This window comes from Serratia sp. 2C06, assembly GCF_050037615.1.
Lineage (GTDB): Bacteria > Pseudomonadota > Gammaproteobacteria > Enterobacterales > Enterobacteriaceae > Serratia > Serratia ureilytica.
In genome coordinates, this window is record NZ_CP188299.1 from 1692967 (window position 1) to 1707855 (window position 14889).

Here is a 14889-nt window from a genome sequence, read left to right on the forward strand (position 1 = left end):
GTTTACCGCCGCCAGCCGGCCTTCTCCAGCGCCGTCACCAGCTGTTCGGCGCTCAATCCTTCCGCCCGATGGCCGTTGCCGCTGACGGTATTGGCCGCCAGCAGCGCATTGACGATCGCCTCTTCCACCGCTTCCGCCGCCGCGGCGAACAGCGCCGAAATGTAGTCGTTGTTCACCATGCGCAGCGGTGTGGTGAAATCGCCTTTATTGGCGTAGTCGGCGGGCGGCAGGCCGTCGTTGCCGGTGGCGAAGGCGATAAAGATATCGCCGCTCGAATCCTCGGTGCCGCCGCCGGTGCGGGCGATGCCGATGCTGGCGCGCTGCGCCAGCCGCGCGCACTGGTGCGGCAGCAGCGGCGCGTCGGTCGCCAGCGCCACCACGATGGAGCCCATGCCGGGATGCGGCAACTGCGGCGTGAACGGCGAGGGGAGATGCCCCAGATGCCGGCCCACCGGGTAACCGCCGACCAGCAGCGACTCGCGCTTGCCGTGGTTGGCCTGTACGATGGCGCCCACCGTCCAGCCGCCTTGATCGGCAGGCAAGCGGCGCGAGGCGGTGCCGCTGCCGCCTTTGAATTCATGGCAGATCATGCCGCTGCCGCCGCCGACCGCGCCTTCCTGCGGCAAGCCGCCCTGGGCCGCCTGCTGCGCCTGGCGCACGTGCTCGGCCTTGACGTGAAAGCCGTTGATGTCGTTGAGCAGGCCATCGAAGGTTTCCATCACCACCGGCATATTCCAGTACACCGCGTTGTCGCTCGCGGGCAGCGTTTCACGCTCCAGCGCGATCAGCGCATCGCGCACTACCCCCACGCTGTGGGTGTTGGTGAAAGCGATCGGGCTGGTCAACAGGCCCGCTTCTCGCACCCATTCCAGGCCGGTGGCGTCGCCGTTGCCGTTCAGCACGTGCACGCCGGCGAAGCAGGGCGCGTGGCGAGCGGAGCCGGGGCGCGGTTCGATCACCGTCACGCCGGTGCGCACGCTGCGCCCGTCCGCCAAATCGGCATGAAGGCTGGCATGGCCGACGCGCACGCCGGGCACGTCGGTGATGGCGTTCAGCGGGCCGGGCGTGCCCTGGCCGATGGTGATGCCCAGATCCTGAGCGCGCTGCGTCATGGTTATTCTCCTTCTATTGAGGGGGTGGCGAGGGGCGCCGTCTGGCGGCCGCGCAAGTGGTTCAGCGCCAGCCCGAAGCCGATGATGCCGGCAATGATAATAAAGTCTTTCAGGCTGCTGGCGATCAAAATCGTCCACAGCACGTACAGGCAGCACAGCAGCGCCGCCGCCACCGGCAGCGGCCACAGCGGCATCAGGTACGGGTGATGGAAGTGGCGGCGACGGCGGCTGATCAGCGCCGCCACCGCCATGATGATGTACACCAGCAGCAGCAGGATCACGGTGAATGAGGTCAGCGATTCGAGGTCGGAGCAAAACGCCAGCAGCGCCGAGGGGACGCCGAACAGCAGGGTGGCGATCCAGGGGGTGCCGAAGCGCGGGTGGATGATTTTCAGCGCGCGGTTGAACGTCGGCAGCCAGAAGCCGTCGCGCCCGCTGGCGAACATCATGCGGCTGAACTGCGCCACGATGGCGATGATGGCGTTGAATACCGACAGGTAGATCGCGCCGCTCACCACCCGCGCCAGCGTCGGGCCGCCGAGCTGGGTGACCACATAACCGACCGGATCGGCCTGTTTGGCCATCTCCGCCAGCGACGGCGAGCCGATCAGCAGGGCGGTGAACGGCACCAGTTCCACCAGCACCACGATGACCAGCGTCAGCATGATCGCGACCGCCATCGGTTTGCCCTGCTCGCGCATATCTTCCGCCATGTACACCGCCGCGCCGTAGCCGTTGTAGGAGAACAGCGCGACCCCGACCATGGCGACGATCAGCGGCAGCGAAACCGGCGCCAGGCTGCCCTGCGCGTCCAGCATCACCGGCGCGGTGAGGATCTCCGCGCTTTGATGCGGATGGCTGAAACCGAGCCAGGCGATCAGCGCCAGCACCGCCACTTCCACCACCAGAAAGGCGCCGGTCAGCAGGGCGTTGGCCTTGATGTTGAAAATGGCGCAGGCGCCGCCGATCAGCACGGTGATCATGCCAGCGGTGGAGGCGTCGAATGAGGTGCCCAGCGCGGTATTCAGATAGGGCACGGCGCCGGTGGCCAGCACCGCCGGCACGAACAGCGCGGCGCTGAGAATAAACAGATAGGTCTGCAACCCGCAAAGGGTGCCGAACAGGCGTTTGATGATGCTGTATTCGCCGCCGGCGCTGGGGTGCGCGGCGCCGAGCTCGGCATAGCACAGCGCGATGGTGGCGGCGACGCAGGCGGCGATCAGAAACGACAGAAAGGCGCCGCTGCCGGCGCTGGCGATCGCCAGCGGCGCGATGACGAAGATCGAGCTGGCCGGCGTTACGCCGGAAGCGGTGATCATCACCACGTCGAGGACGCTGAGATTGCCTTTGAAAGTGTGTTCAGGGGCGGACTCTTTCATGGTTAACGACTCCATTAACGTGTGAGTGAGTAATTGTTTTGCTGCACAGGCTGTACGCAGAAATCAAATGGAGCGCGCTAAATGCCGGGGAGCGTTGCTCCCCGGAAGTTTATTGTTCTTATGTGTTACCCCTGCCCCGACGGGAAGCTGAAGCTGGCGCGGCGGGCATCACCGGAGGCCGGCCAGCGCTGGGTAATGGTCTTGCGTTTGGTGTAGAACCTGACCGCGTCCGGGCCGTAGGCGTGCAGATCGCCGAACAGCGAGCGCTTCCAGCCGCCGAACGAGTGGTAGGCCACCGGCACCGGCAGCGCCACGTTGATCCCCACCATGCCGACCTGAATGCGGCTGGAGAAGTAGCGCGCCGCTTCACCGTCACGGGTAAACAGACAGGTGCCGTTGCCGTATTCATGGGCGTCGATCAAGGCCATCGCCTCCTGCAGCGACGCCGCGCGCACCACGCCGAGCACCGGGCCGAAGATCTCCTCCTGATAGATGCGCATGCCGGGCGTCACGCGGTCGAACAGCGTCGGGCCGAGGAAATACCCCTGGCTGGGGCGGCCGTCGGCGTCCGTCACGCGCAGTTCGCGGCCGTCCACCAGCAGCTCGGCGCCTTCGGCCACGCCCTGATCGATATAGCCTTTCACCTTCTGATAATGCTGTTGAGTCACCAGCGGCCCCATGTCGTTGCGGTTGTCGCTGCCGGGGCCGACGCGCATGGCGGCCATCTGTTGCCGCAGCCCGGCGATCAGCGCGTCGGCGGTGCCGTCGCCCACCGCGACCACCAGCGGGATGGCCATGCAGCGCTGGCCGCAGGAGCCGAACGCCGCGCCCATCAGCGCGCCGACCGCGCCGGGGATATCGGCGTCCGGCAGCACCACCGCGTGGTTTTTGGCGCCGCCCAGCGCCTGCACCCGTTTGTTCTGGCCGCAGCCGGTGTGATAGATGTGTTCTGCGACCGGCGTCGAACCGACGAAGCTTATCGCCTTCACGCGTCCGTCATGCAGCAGCGTCTCCACCGCTTCGCGATCGCCGTTGACCACGTTGAGCACCCCCGGCGGCAGCCCGGCCTCCGCCGCCAGCCGCGCGATATACAGCGCGGCGGAAGGGACGCGCTCGGAAGGCTTCAGCACGAAGGTATTGCCGCAGGCGACCGCCATCGGCCACATCCACAGCGGCACCATCGCCGGGAAGTTGAACGGGGTGATGCCCGCTACCACCCCGAGCGGTTGAAACTCGCTCCAGCTGTCGATGCCCGGGCCTGCCTCTTTGCTGTGTTCGCCTTTCAGCAGTTCCGGCACATAGCCGGCGTATTCGATATTCTCGATGCCGCGTTGCAGTTCGCCCAGGGCGTCGCTGAGCACTTTGCCGTGCTCGGCGGTGATCAATTGGCAGATGGCGTCGGCGTGCTGCTCCAGCAGATCCTTGAGCTTCATCATGATGCGCGCGCGCTTCAGCGGCGGCGTGTCGCGCCAGGCGGGATAAGCCTGCTCGGCGGCGGCGATGGCGCGCTCCACCGTGGCGCGATCGGCCAGCAGCACCTCCTGCGCCGATTGGCCGGTGGCCGGGTCGTAAACCGGCTGGCTGCGTTCGCCGCCGGCGGCGGGTTCGCCGTTGATCCAATGGGTAATGGTCATGGTTCGCTCCTTATTCGGTGGCGTTGAGGGCATCGCCGACGGCGTTGATCAGCGCATCGATCTGCGCTTCGCTGCTGATGAACGGCGGCGCCAGTTGCAGGGTGTCGCCGCCGTAGCGCACGTAAAACCCGCTTTCCCAGCAGCGCATCGCCGCTTCGAAGGGCCGCCGCGCCGGTTCGCCGGGCCGCGCCGCCAGCGTGATGCCGGCCGCCAGGCCGATATTGCGAATGTCGGCGACGTGTTTGGCCCCCTGCAGGCTGTGCACCGCGCGCTCGAAGTAGGGCGCCAGCGCCTGTACGCGCTCCACCATTTGTTCGCGCTGCAGGATGTCCAGCGTCGCCAGCGCCACCGCGCAGCTGACCGGATGGGCGGAGTAGGTGTAACCGTGCGGGAATTCGAGCTGGTAGTCCGGCTCGCCGCCGTTCATGAAGGTTTGGTAGATCTCCGGCCGCACCACCACTGCGCCCATCGGCTGCGCGCCGTTGGTCACCTGTTTGGCGATGTTCATGATGTCCGGCGTGACGCCGAACGCCTCGGCGCCGGTCATCGCGCCGCAGCGGCCGAAGGCGGTGATCACTTCGTCGAAGATCAGCAGAATGTCATGCTGGGTACAGATCTCGCGCAGGCGCTGCAGATAGCCGACCGGCGGCACGATCACCCCGGCGGAGCCGGAGAACGGTTCGACGATCACCGCGGCGATCGTCGAAGCGTCGCGCAGCGCGATGATGCGGTTGAGCTCTTCCGCCAGCTCCGCCCCCTGTTGCGGCATGCCGCGCGAAAAGGCGTTGCCGGCCAGCAGGGTGTGCGGCAGATGGTCCGCCTCGGCGCCGGCGCCGAACGCCTTGCGGTTGCCGGCGATGCCGCCGACCGAGATGCCGCCGAAGTTAACGCCGTGGTAGCCCTTTTCCCGGCCGATAAAGCAGGTTTTGCCCGCCTGGCCTTTGGCGCGCCAGTAAGCGCGCGCCATTTTCAGCGAGGTGTCCGCCGCTTCCGAGCCGGAGCCGGTGAAGAACACGTAATCCAGCCCCGCCGGCGTCAGCGCCTTGATTTTGTTGGCCAGCTCGAACGACAGCGGGTGGCCGAACTGAAACGCCGGCGAGTAATCCAGCGTCGCCAACTGGCGCTGGGCGGCGTCGGTGATTTCCTGCCGGCCGTGCCCCAATCCGCAGCACCACAATCCGGACAGGCCGTCGAAAATCTTTCTGCCGTCGTGGCTGGTGTAATACGCCCCTGCGGCCTGAGTAATGATGCGCGGCTGCGCTTTAAAATTGCGGTTGCCGGTAAAAGGCATCCAATGGGCTTCTAACCCTTCGGCATCGAGACGATTAAGCGAATAATTTTCAGCGGCCATGTTTTCCTCCGGGCAGGAAAATAAGTGCGATTAATTAAATAAAATGAGTTGTTAACGAATTGTTGTACGAAATTGACTATGTACCGCTTGTTCTCTACTGTGAATAATCATATGTCGAAACTTACTTAAGGTTTTATGCAAGTAAAAAAGCGCGCGTTGCTGGGACAATTGTCGGATATGGATCTGCGTTTGCTGCGGGTATTCAAGGCCGTGGTCGACTGCGGCGGCATGAGCGCCGCCGAACTGGAGCTGAATATCAGCCTGTCGACCATCAGCAAGCACATCAAGGATCTGGAGCAGCGGCTGGGCCTGACGCTGTGCCAGCGCGGGCGCGAGGGCTTTGCGGTCACCGACGAGGGGCTGATTATCTACCAGGAAACCGTCAACCTGCTGGCGGCCACCGAGGCGTTCCGGCGCGGGGTGGACGAGGTGCACCAGCGCATGGGCGGGCAGCTGCACGTGGCGATATTCGACCATACGGTCAGCAATCCGCAGGCGCAGATCGGCCGGGCCATCGCGTTATTCAGCGAGCGCGCGCCGGAGGTTTCTTTGCAAATGTACGTGGAGCCGATTAATACCATTGAACGTGGCGTTATTGACGGGCAATTTCAGGTTGGCGTTATTCCCATGCACCGCAGCGCGGAAAGTTTATCTTATCATTCGTTATTCAGTGAGAGGATGTTCTTATATTGCGGTGCGCAGCATGAATTATTTTCCGCCCGCCATGAAACATTAAATTGGGATCTGCTGCACAATTATGCTTTCGCCGGATTGGGCTACCATTCGCCGAATATGGAACTGAGCCTGCAGCAACATTTGCATCGCAAGGCGACGGGGTTCGCGCAAGAGTCGATCGCCACGCTGATCCTGTCCGGCAAATACGTCGGCTTTTTGCCGGATCACTACGCGGCGTTTTTTGTGGCGCAGAACCTGATGCGGGCGATCAAACCGGCGCTGTTCCGCTATCACTGCGAGTACTCCAGCGTGCTGCGCCGCTCGCCGGTGCCGCAACGGGTGGTGAAGCTGTTCCATGAGTGCCTGCTGGCGGCCCACGGAACAGCGTGACGCTTACTGCTCTTTCTTCTTGCCGAAGATTCTGATCAGCGCGCCGACCAGGATGCCGACCGCGATGCCGGCGAAGATCCAGCCGATGATGCCCATTTCCTTAACTCCTGCTAGTGCGTTGATCTGATTATATAATCATTCGACGCGAAACGCCTCTTCGATCATCCGTTGCCGCTGCGCCGGCGCATAGTCGATCCAGGAATTCTTGCTGTTGGATTTCTCCAGCGCCACCGCCAGCTCCTGGCCGGAAATCGGCAAATCGTCCTGCCAGAACGGCGCGATGGCGTGGCGGGTGATGAAATCGGTCAGGTAGCTCTCCGGGCTGCCCTGCCAGTGCGGGTACAGTCTGGCGGCCAGCTCGGCCATCAGCGCGCGCTGCTGCGGCTGTTCGCTGGTTTCCAACAGGGCGAGGAACGGCAGCAGCAGGCGACCGCAGACCTGCCCGTGATGGTAGTCGCGCAGCGCGCCGATCTCGCCGGCGATGCCGTGAATGACCCCCAGCCCGGCGGCGCTCAGCGTCAGTCCGCCGAGGTAGGAAGCCTGCATAATGGCTTCGCGCGCCGCGTCGCTGCGGTTAAGCGCCGGCCAGGCGGCGAGGAAGTGGCGGATGCCGCTCAGCGACATATCGCGCGTCATGGCGCCGGCGGTTTTCGACAGATAGGCCTCGAACAGGTGGGTGAAGGCGTCGATAGCGCAGTAGGCCAGCACCTTGTCCGGGGCGCCCGCCAGCAGCTGCGGATCGAGAATGGCGGTGTGCGGCACGAAGTTGTTATGACGCAGCGAGGCTTTCACCTTGCTGACCTGGGTATCGGTGATCACCGCGTTCTGCGTCACCTCGCTGCCGGTGCCGGCGGTGGTGGGAATGGCGATCAGCGGCAGGGTGGCGCCGCTGATTTTGCTGTCGCCCACCTTTTCCATATAGCGCAGCGTTGGCAGCGGATGCTCAACCAGCGCGGAGAACGCTTTGGCGGCGTCCAGCACGCTGCCGCCGCCGATGGCCACCACGCGCCGCGCCTGGCCGCGCCAGCGCGCCACCCAGGCGTCGATTTCCTGCGGCGACGCCTCGTGGCTGACGATTTCGGTGCCGATGAGCAGCGGCGCCAGCGCTTCGCGCAGGCCGGCGTACACCGGGCCGTTGAGAAAAGAGCGGCAGCTGAACAGCAGCGTCGGCTGCGGGTCGGCAAGCAGCAGCGGCGGCAGCTGCTGGATGCTGCCGTGGCCGAACCAGGTCTGGCGGTTGGCGATGATGTGGCTGACGGACATGAGGTCTCCTTGACGGCGTTGCAGGTCGCGATGCCACAGCATAAGCCAGCGGGCGCGGAGCGGCCACCGCTTTCCCCGCCGCGGCAACCTGTGAGTTGTTTAACATGTAAACGATCGTGCTCTTGCATTTCGGCGCTGCGGATGCTTTTTTTAACAGTACCGGCCGCCATGCGGCCGACCCCATCCGGAATCGGTAGGTTGTTAATGTATTAATAATGGCGAGGCGGGTATGGAAATTCAGGTTGAACGCTTGTCTGCGGTGATCGATGCGGTGGCCAGCCCGCGCTTTTATCCCAGCCTGTTGAATTGGCTGGAAGGGTTCTTCGCCTTCGACAACGCCATCGTCTATGCCTTCGAACGCGGTCGGCCGCCGCATTGCCTGATCAAAACCGAGCGGGAAAACAGCGATGCGGTCAACCAGCTCTACCAACAGGGCGCCTACCTGCAGGATCCGTTTTACCGCGCGCTGAGCGACGGCGGCGAAGGTGAGGTGCTCACGCTGCGCCAGCTGGCGCCCTGCGGGTTTTATCACAGCGACTATTATCGCAATTTTTATCGCAAGACCGGCTGGCACGACGAGGCCGGCGTGCTGCTGCAGCTGACGCCGGAGCGCGGGCTGGGGGTGTTCTTCGGCTCGGCGCGCCGCACGGTGGCGGTGCGCTACCCGCAACGGGCGGATCTGCGCAGCGCGTTGACGCTGGTGAAAAGCGTGGCTCGGTTGCACGGTGAGGTGGTGGCGGCGCCGGCCGAGGACGCGACGGTGAACAGCGACGGCGCCCAGGCGCGCTATCTGCTGACGCCGCGCGAGCGCGAGATCGTCGATCTGATCCTCGCCGGCTGCGGTTCGCCGCAGATTGCCGACCGGCTGTTCATCAGCCTCGGCACGGTAAAAAACCACCGCAAGAACATCTACGGCAAGCTGAACATCGGTTCGCAGGCCGAACTGTTCAGCCTGCTGCTGACCGCCCCGCAGCGGCGAAGCGCGTGAATGTTAATTTTTTGTAGCGAATGTCCCTAAGGGGACATAGCGGACGATCCCACCGCTCCCGATAATCCGATGTCATGGCATAGGCAATCGGGAGTGCGGCAGTGAACAACGAAATCGAGTCCTTAACCTACTACGCGGCGACCAAAAAATACGATCTGCGCTTCCCGACGCTGGAAGAGGATCTGGACGTTGACGTGGTGATCATCGGCGGCGGCTTCTCCGGCATCAACACCGCGCTGGAGCTGGCGGAGAAGGGCATCACCAACATCGCCATTCTCGAGGGCCGCTATCTGGGCTACGGCGGCACCGGGCGCAACGGCGGCCAGGTGATGGCCGGCATCGGCCACGATCTGGAGAAGATCAAACGCCACGTCGGCCCGTCCGGGCTGGAAACCATCTTCAAGATCAGCAACCTCGGCGCCGGCATTATCCGCGAGCGCATCAAGAAATATGACATCGACGCCGACTTCTGCTTCGGTTACGGCTACCTCGGCAGCAATGCGCGCCAGGAGAAGACCCTGCGCGGCTGGCTGAAGGAGTTCAGGGCGGTAGCGCCGCAGGAGGAGATTGAACTCTACACCGGGGCGGAGGTGAAGCAGGTGGTGGGCTCCGATGCCTACACCTGCGCGCTGAAACACATGGGTGGCGGCCACGTGCATTCGCTTAACCTGTTGCTGGGCGAGGCCAAGGCGCTGAGCGGCTACGGGGTGAAAATCTTCGAGAACAGCAGCGTGCTCAACGTCGAGTATGGCCCGCGCATCACGGTGCGCACCGCCATGGGCTCGGTGCGCGCCAACAAGATGCTGTGGGCCTGCAACGGCTTTCTCAACGGCATGGAGCCGCAGATCTACCGCAAGACCATCAATACCTACGCCTTCCAGCTGGCCACCGAGCCGCTGTCTGACGATCTGATCCGTCAGATCAGCCCGATCCGCGGCGCCTACAGCGACATCCGCCCGGTGATCGACTATTACCGGGTGACCAACGAGAACCGGCTGCTGTTCGGCAGCGCCACCCGCCTGATCGAATACTTCCCGTCGGATCTCAAGGCCTGGAACCGCAACCTGATGCTGAAGGTGTTCCCGTACCTGAAAGACGTGAAGATCGATTTGGCCTGGGGCGGCCCGCTGTGCTGCAGCGCCAACCTGTTCCCGCAGATAGGCACGCTGCCGGATCGCGACAACGTATTTTACGTGCAGGGCTACTCCGGCTTCGGCGTGACGCCGAGCCACATCGTGTGCAAGGTGCTGGCGGAGGGCATGAGCGAAGGATCCGATCGCTACGATCTGATGAGCTCGATCCCGCACGTCAACATTTTCGGCAAGGACAAGCTGCGGCGGGTGATGACCACCGCCGGCAAGGTTTGGCACCAGACATCCGGCTACTGGAAAGGCCGCCGTTAACCCTCAGAGGAGAATCACATGAAACCGTTACTGCTTAAACAACCGCTGCCGGAACTGCTGGAGATCGGCAGCGTCAGCAACCTGGGCGCCACGGTGATCGCCGGCACGCCGAACGTCGGCGTGGCCAGCATCTTCGGCGAACCGACCGACAACCTGAACTGCGGCGTGTTCAGCTGCACCCGCGGCAGCTTCGTGATGGAGTACCCGTTCGCCGAGCACGCCACGGTGTGGGAAGGCAGCGCCACCCTGACCAACGAACGCACCGGCGAGTCGGTGCAGTATCAGGTCGGCGACTCCTGGTTCGTCGAGAAGGGCACCCCGGTGCGCTGGGACATCACCTCGGACCGCTTCGTCAAACACTACCTCGCCATCGTCGAGGGCTGACGCTTTTATGCCCCCTCAGCATGCTGAGGGGGAACGCCTTAGCCCAGCGCCCGCGCAATAAAATCGGTCACCCGCTTGAGGATCTGATCCTTATTGGTTTCGTTAAAGCTCTCGTGCCGCCCGCCTGCATTGATCAGCTGTTCGAAGTCGTCGCCCCGCAGACGATCGAGCGCGGTTTGCGTTTCGCTCATCAGCACCAGCCGATCGTCGTCGCCGTGGATCCACAGCGTGGGCAGCGCGCCGAAGCCCGGCCCGGCGTTGATAGCGGCGAGCATTCGCTGCATGGTGCGCAGGGTGGGACGCTTGAACGGCCCGTGCCACACCAGCGGATCCTCCTGATAGGCCGCGCCGACCGCCGGATCGCGCGCCAGGGTGGCGGTATCCAGCGGCGCGTCGGGGATCGTCGGCAGTTCGGCCAGATCGGAGATCGCCGTTCTGTCGCCGAGCAGCGGGCCGGACAGCACCAGCGCGCTCACCTCCTCGCCATGGCGCTGCACGTAGCGGGTGGCGATCATGCCGCCCATCGAGTGGCCGATCACCACCAGCGGCAAGGTGGGATATTGCTGCCGGAAATGGCTGACCACGCGCTGCACGTCGTCGACCACGGCGTCATAATCTTCGATCAGCACGCGCTCGCCCTGCGACAGGCCGTGGCCGAGATGGTCGGGGCCGAACACCCGCGCGCCCTGCGCCTGCAGCGTGCGCGCCACGTATTGATAGCGGCCGAGGTGCTCGCCGTAGCCGTGCACCAGCAACGCCAGATAGCGCGGCTTGTCGTTTCCCCAGTCGTGCACGGCGATGTCGCCATGACGGCCTTTGATAAAGCTGACGGTTTGTTCGGACATGTTATTGTTCTCATGGTGGTAGGGTTGCCCTTCAGCGTAGCGGCTGGCGGCGAGGTTGTCAGGGGCGCCGGGTGCGGCGCCCGCAGAGAGGGGGGTTACAGGCCGAACTGGCGTGCCAACGCGTCGAGCGCTTCACGCTGGAAGCGGTTGAACGCGTCGCGCGGCTGCTGTTGCTGGATGAACGCCAGCAGCGGATCCTGCACTTCCGTGCGCACGCCGCTCAGCTGTTCCATCACCGCCAGCCCGCAGAACGGCACGTAGGATTCGGCGTAGCCGCCTTCATGCACCATCACCAGTTTGCCGCCGCACAGCCGATCGGCGGCCTCCTGCACCAGCGCGGTCATGGCGCGGAAGCTGTCGCTGTGCAGCTGCATGCGCGCCAGCGGATCGAGCGCGTTGGCGTCGTAACCGCAGGCGACGATGATCATTTCCGGCTCGAATTTTTCCAGCGCCGGGATGATGATGCGCCGCATGGCGTGCAGGTAGCCGTCGTCGCCGGCGCCGGCCAGCATCGGCACGTTGACGTTGCAGCCCGCCCCGGCGCCTTCACCGCGATCCTGTTCGCCGGAATAGCCCGCCGGGAAGCAGCCGTCCTGATGCAGCGACAGCGTCAGCACGTCGCCGCGCCGCCAATAGATGTGCTGGGTGCCGTTGCCGTGGTGCACGTCCCAGTCGAGCACTGCCACTTTTCCGAGGCCGTAACGGGCCTTGGCGCGCTCGATGGCGATCGGGATATTGGCCAGGAAGCAGAAGCCCATCGATTGATCCGGCAGGCAGTGGTGGCCCGGCGGGCGCGACAGCGCATAGGCATTATCCAGCTCGCCCTGCAGCACCGCCTCCACCGCCGCGCAGGCCAGCCCGGCGGAGAGTTTGGCGATTTCATAGCTGCCCGGCCCCAGCGGCGCCTCTTCCCCCAGCAGGCCGCCGCCGCTGTCGCTCACCTGTTTGAAGCGCTGCAGATAGTGGGCGGGGTGGATGCGTAGCAGGTCTTCTTCCGTCGCTGGTTCGGCGCTCAGCAGGGTGAGCTGGCGCGACAGGCCGGACACGTCCATCAGGTTCTTCATGCGCCGTTTGGTTTCCGGCGATTCGGCATGGCCGGCGCCCGAGGGCGGTTGCACCCAGCCGCCGACCGGCAGGGTGGTGGCGTGCAGGCCGGTGCTGTGCCAGAAACAGCGTTCATCAAACAAGAAACCGGTTGTTCTTTTCACCTTTCTCCTCCTGTTATACGGCGCGGTGCGCGCGGTGCAGCCAGCGAAATCAACAGCAGCGACAGCAGCGCGCAGCCCAGCGCGCCGAACAGCAAGGCGTTGAAACCACCGGAAGATTCGATCAGATAGCCGGCCAGCGTCGGGCCGATGGCCATGCCGCCGCCGATCACCAGGTTGATGCCGTTCATCAGCTTGCCGTCGTTATCCAACCCGGCGACCCGCGCCAGAATGAACGGCAGCACGAAGGTCCAGGTGAATTTGAACAGCAGGGCCGCCAGGGCGAAGCGCAGCAGCAAGGGTTGACCCACCAGCAGCGCCACGCTGGCTAGCAGCAGGGCGTAACCGAGCGCGATCGGGCGCCCGCCGCCGAAGCGCGCGCCGATCAACGCTGCGGCGCCGGCGCCGACGATGCCGAGCAAGGTGGCGACGGCCAGCACCTGGCCGCTGTGGGCCGGCGACAGCCCGGCGCCGGCGGCGATGCCGCCGATAAAGGTCCAGACCGCGCTCAGGCTGATGTAAAAGGTCAGCACCGCCAGCACGGCGCACAGCTTGCGCGTCGGCGAGGCGGCGGGGCCGCTGCGGGCGGCGCGGGCGGCGGTGAAACCGTTGGGAAACGCCGGGATGAGCGGCAGGCAGCACAGCATGATGGCGGCCAAAATCAGGTAAACCGCCATCAGGCCGAAGTGCGCGAACAGCGGCGGCAGCGCCAGCAGCCCCACCGCGCCCAGCACCAGCTGGCCGAGCACCCAGAAGGCATAGACGCGGCTGGGATTGGCGGTGCCGGCGGCGCAGGTGATGCACAGGATCATCAGGGTGCCGCCCGCCAGCGAGGCGATAAAGCGCAGCGGCAGCAGCAGGGTGAAATTCTGCACCAGCGCCGAAGCCAGGTTGCCGGCGATAAACACCAGCGCCGACAGCGCAGCGACCCGCCGCCAGTTGATGCGCCCGATCCACCACCACGCCGGCAGCGTGGCCAGGCTCATGGCGCCGAGTTCGGTGGAGAACAGGCGGCCGATCTGCGCCGGGCCGAGCTGCCACTGCGCGGCGAGCTGGGCGGCCACGGCGGGGGCGGTCATCAGAATGCCCGGCGCGATGGCGGCGAAGACGATAATGGCGGTCAGCAGCCGCGGCGGGCAGGGGAGCGCGCCGGCGGCGGGCGCGGAAACCGAATCACTGGACATAAACCTTATTCCCCAAGCGTTGAGTGACGATGAAATATCCCGCCCGGCCCGATTGCGGGCAGGGGGGAGCCGCGCCATAAATGGCGAATACGTTTTGGCGTTATTTTCCGGCCGTCGGCAGCGGCGGCCGTTATCGGGCGTTAACCGTGGGCGAGAAAGCCGCCGGCGACCAGTTCGGTGCGGTTCACCACGTCGGTTTTGGCGAAAATGTTGCGCATATGGGTTTTCACCGTGGACAGCGAAATGCCCAGCTTCAGGGCGATGCGCTTATTGCTGGCGCCTTCGCGCACCAGGTTGACGATCTCTTGTTCCTTGGCGGTCAGCAGCTGCGCCTCGCTGTCGGGCAGCAGATCGCGCGTCGCCAGCTCGATCAGCGGCAGCACCGCGCGCAGGCGGCCGCGCTCCACGTCGGTAAACGGCGTATCGCGGATCAACGACACCCCGGCGACGATGCGTTTGCGTTGGCGAATGAAAATTTCCGTCATGTCGCGCATGTCGTTCGGCAGCATAAAGTCGTGGTAATAGCGGCGGTTGTCGGCGATCGCCGCCGGGCTCATGCCGACCATGGTGATGTCTTGCCGATGGAAGTTGGCCGGCTGCAGCGGGTCTATTTGCTGGAAGTGGTTCAAGTATTGCTGATGCGTTTTATCGGGCATGCCGTGCAGGATGTAGTGATCCGGCCGCAGGTCGCGATCGACCAGATAAAACACCCCGGCGGACACCGGGATCAGGTGCGTAATGGTCGCCAAACAACTGTTGATAAAGGCATCGGATGCTGTGCTGTGCATGATTCGTATTCCTCCCTTTATCGTTCAATCTGGAGAATGTTGGCGGTCAATATATGAACGATACAAGCATAGTTGTAGCAATTTGGCAACACAATAAAAACATATTAACAACGTGAGGCCGATTGCAATAAAACACAGAAATAACAAGATGACACTGCGTTAATCAGGGCTTTTTTGTTCGGATTTATCGCGATTTTCATTAATAGGTTAATGAAATAATTCACCGCTTTTCCCGCTGAATTTACAGCGCTTTTCACTGCTTGCCTGGACGAAGCCCTCGCCGCCCTG

General features: G+C 64.1%; 13 protein-coding genes. 4 read left to right on the forward strand and 9 right to left on the reverse strand.

What is annotated here, in order from left to right:
* Window positions 1-2: 2 nt before the first annotated feature.
* The 4 genes from ACP3TA_RS08405 to ACP3TA_RS08420 all read right to left on the reverse strand — a co-directional run bounded on the left by ACP3TA_RS08405 (window position 3) and on the right by ACP3TA_RS08420 (window position 5476).
* On the reverse strand, window positions 3-1112 hold the full coding sequence (locus tag ACP3TA_RS08405; RefSeq protein ID WP_426784581.1) for a P1 family peptidase: 1110 nt from the start codon (window positions 1110-1112) through the stop codon (window positions 3-5).
* A 2-nt stretch (window positions 1113-1114) separates the two neighbouring features.
* Entirely contained in the window at window positions 1115-2491 is a 1377-nt protein-coding gene (locus ACP3TA_RS08410) for an APC family permease (protein ID WP_033641746.1), read from the reverse strand.
* A 125-nt stretch (window positions 2492-2616) separates the two neighbouring features.
* Window positions 2617-4125, reverse strand: coding sequence for a CoA-acylating methylmalonate-semialdehyde dehydrogenase (locus ACP3TA_RS08415; protein ID WP_089195433.1), 1509 nt, complete (start codon window positions 4123-4125; stop codon window positions 2617-2619).
* Between the two features lie 10 nt (window positions 4126-4135).
* Window positions 4136-5476: an aspartate aminotransferase family protein gene (locus ACP3TA_RS08420; protein WP_033641748.1), complete on the reverse strand. Its 1341-nt coding sequence runs from the start codon at window positions 5474-5476 to the stop codon at window positions 4136-4138.
* 135 nt (window positions 5477-5611) lie between these two features.
* Between ACP3TA_RS08420 and ACP3TA_RS08425 the strand changes: the two genes are divergently transcribed.
* Entirely contained in the window at window positions 5612-6541 is a 930-nt protein-coding gene (locus tag ACP3TA_RS08425; RefSeq protein ID WP_033651382.1) for a LysR family transcriptional regulator, read from the forward strand.
* A 135-nt stretch (window positions 6542-6676) separates the two neighbouring features.
* Here ACP3TA_RS08425 and ACP3TA_RS08430 read toward each other — a convergent pair whose 3' ends face one another.
* Window positions 6677-7804, reverse strand: a complete 1128-nt coding sequence (locus ACP3TA_RS08430) for an iron-containing alcohol dehydrogenase (protein ID WP_216474093.1) — start codon at window positions 7802-7804, stop codon at window positions 6677-6679.
* A 229-nt stretch (window positions 7805-8033) separates the two neighbouring features.
* On the opposite strand from ACP3TA_RS08430, the gene ACP3TA_RS08435 reads away from it, so the two are divergent.
* The 3 genes from ACP3TA_RS08435 to ACP3TA_RS08445 all read left to right on the forward strand — a co-directional run bounded on the left by ACP3TA_RS08435 (window position 8034) and on the right by ACP3TA_RS08445 (window position 10579).
* Window positions 8034-8792, forward strand: coding sequence for a helix-turn-helix transcriptional regulator (locus tag ACP3TA_RS08435; RefSeq protein ID WP_097102821.1), 759 nt, complete (start codon window positions 8034-8036; stop codon window positions 8790-8792).
* A 101-nt stretch (window positions 8793-8893) separates the two neighbouring features.
* Entirely contained in the window at window positions 8894-10195 is a 1302-nt protein-coding gene (locus tag ACP3TA_RS08440) for an NAD(P)/FAD-dependent oxidoreductase (protein ID WP_033651379.1), read from the forward strand.
* An 18-nt stretch (window positions 10196-10213) separates the two neighbouring features.
* The gene (locus ACP3TA_RS08445; RefSeq protein ID WP_116286739.1) at window positions 10214-10579 is read left to right on the forward strand and encodes a cupin domain-containing protein; all 366 of its coding nucleotides are present in this window, start codon (window positions 10214-10216) and stop codon (window positions 10577-10579) included.
* A 38-nt stretch (window positions 10580-10617) separates the two neighbouring features.
* On the opposite strand, the gene ACP3TA_RS08450 is transcribed toward ACP3TA_RS08445, so the two are convergent.
* The 4 genes from ACP3TA_RS08450 to ACP3TA_RS08465 form a co-directional block, all read right to left on the reverse strand.
* Window positions 10618-11424, reverse strand: a complete 807-nt coding sequence (locus ACP3TA_RS08450) for an alpha/beta hydrolase (RefSeq protein ID WP_342177951.1) — start codon at window positions 11422-11424, stop codon at window positions 10618-10620.
* Between the two features lie 95 nt (window positions 11425-11519).
* Window positions 11520-12632, reverse strand: coding sequence for a class II histone deacetylase (locus ACP3TA_RS08455; protein ID WP_033641755.1), 1113 nt, complete (start codon window positions 12630-12632; stop codon window positions 11520-11522).
* Window positions 12629-13813, reverse strand: coding sequence for an MFS transporter (locus tag ACP3TA_RS08460; RefSeq protein ID WP_426784582.1), 1185 nt, complete (start codon window positions 13811-13813; stop codon window positions 12629-12631). The genes ACP3TA_RS08455 and ACP3TA_RS08460 overlap by 4 nt, the downstream gene beginning before the upstream one ends.
* 140 nt (window positions 13814-13953) lie before the next feature.
* Window positions 13954-14601 (reverse strand): helix-turn-helix transcriptional regulator, encoded by a 648-nt coding sequence (locus ACP3TA_RS08465; RefSeq protein WP_060659989.1) that lies wholly within the window; start codon window positions 14599-14601, stop codon window positions 13954-13956.
* Window positions 14602-14889 lie beyond the last annotated feature (288 nt).

What these genes read in the sequence shown, in the direction of transcription:
- ACP3TA_RS08405 (WP_426784581.1), bottom strand. Translation starts at nt 1,112, where the DNA reads ATGACGCAGCGCGCTCAGGATCTGGGCATCACCATCGGCCAGGGCACG.
- ACP3TA_RS08450 (WP_342177951.1), bottom strand. Translation starts at nt 11,424, where the DNA reads ATGTCCGAACAAACCGTCAGCTTTATCAAAGGCCGTCATGGCGACATC.
- ACP3TA_RS08410 (WP_033641746.1), bottom strand. Translation starts at nt 2,491, where the DNA reads ATGAAAGAGTCCGCCCCTGAACACACTTTCAAAGGCAATCTCAGCGTC.
- ACP3TA_RS08425 (WP_033651382.1), top strand. Translation starts at nt 5,612, where the DNA reads ATGCAAGTAAAAAAGCGCGCGTTGCTGGGACAATTGTCGGATATGGAT.
- ACP3TA_RS08445 (WP_116286739.1), top strand. Translation starts at nt 10,214, where the DNA reads ATGAAACCGTTACTGCTTAAACAACCGCTGCCGGAACTGCTGGAGATC.
- ACP3TA_RS08420 (WP_033641748.1), bottom strand. Translation starts at nt 5,476, where the DNA reads ATGGCCGCTGAAAATTATTCGCTTAATCGTCTCGATGCCGAAGGGTTA.
- ACP3TA_RS08465 (WP_060659989.1), bottom strand. Translation starts at nt 14,601, where the DNA reads ATGCACAGCACAGCATCCGATGCCTTTATCAACAGTTGTTTGGCGACC.
- ACP3TA_RS08460 (WP_426784582.1), bottom strand. Translation starts at nt 13,813, where the DNA reads ATGTCCAGTGATTCGGTTTCCGCGCCCGCCGCCGGCGCGCTCCCCTGC.
- ACP3TA_RS08415 (WP_089195433.1), bottom strand. Translation starts at nt 4,125, where the DNA reads ATGACCATTACCCATTGGATCAACGGCGAACCCGCCGCCGGCGGCGAA.
- ACP3TA_RS08435 (WP_097102821.1), top strand. Translation starts at nt 8,034, where the DNA reads ATGGAAATTCAGGTTGAACGCTTGTCTGCGGTGATCGATGCGGTGGCC.
- ACP3TA_RS08430 (WP_216474093.1), bottom strand. Translation starts at nt 7,804, where the DNA reads ATGTCCGTCAGCCACATCATCGCCAACCGCCAGACCTGGTTCGGCCAC.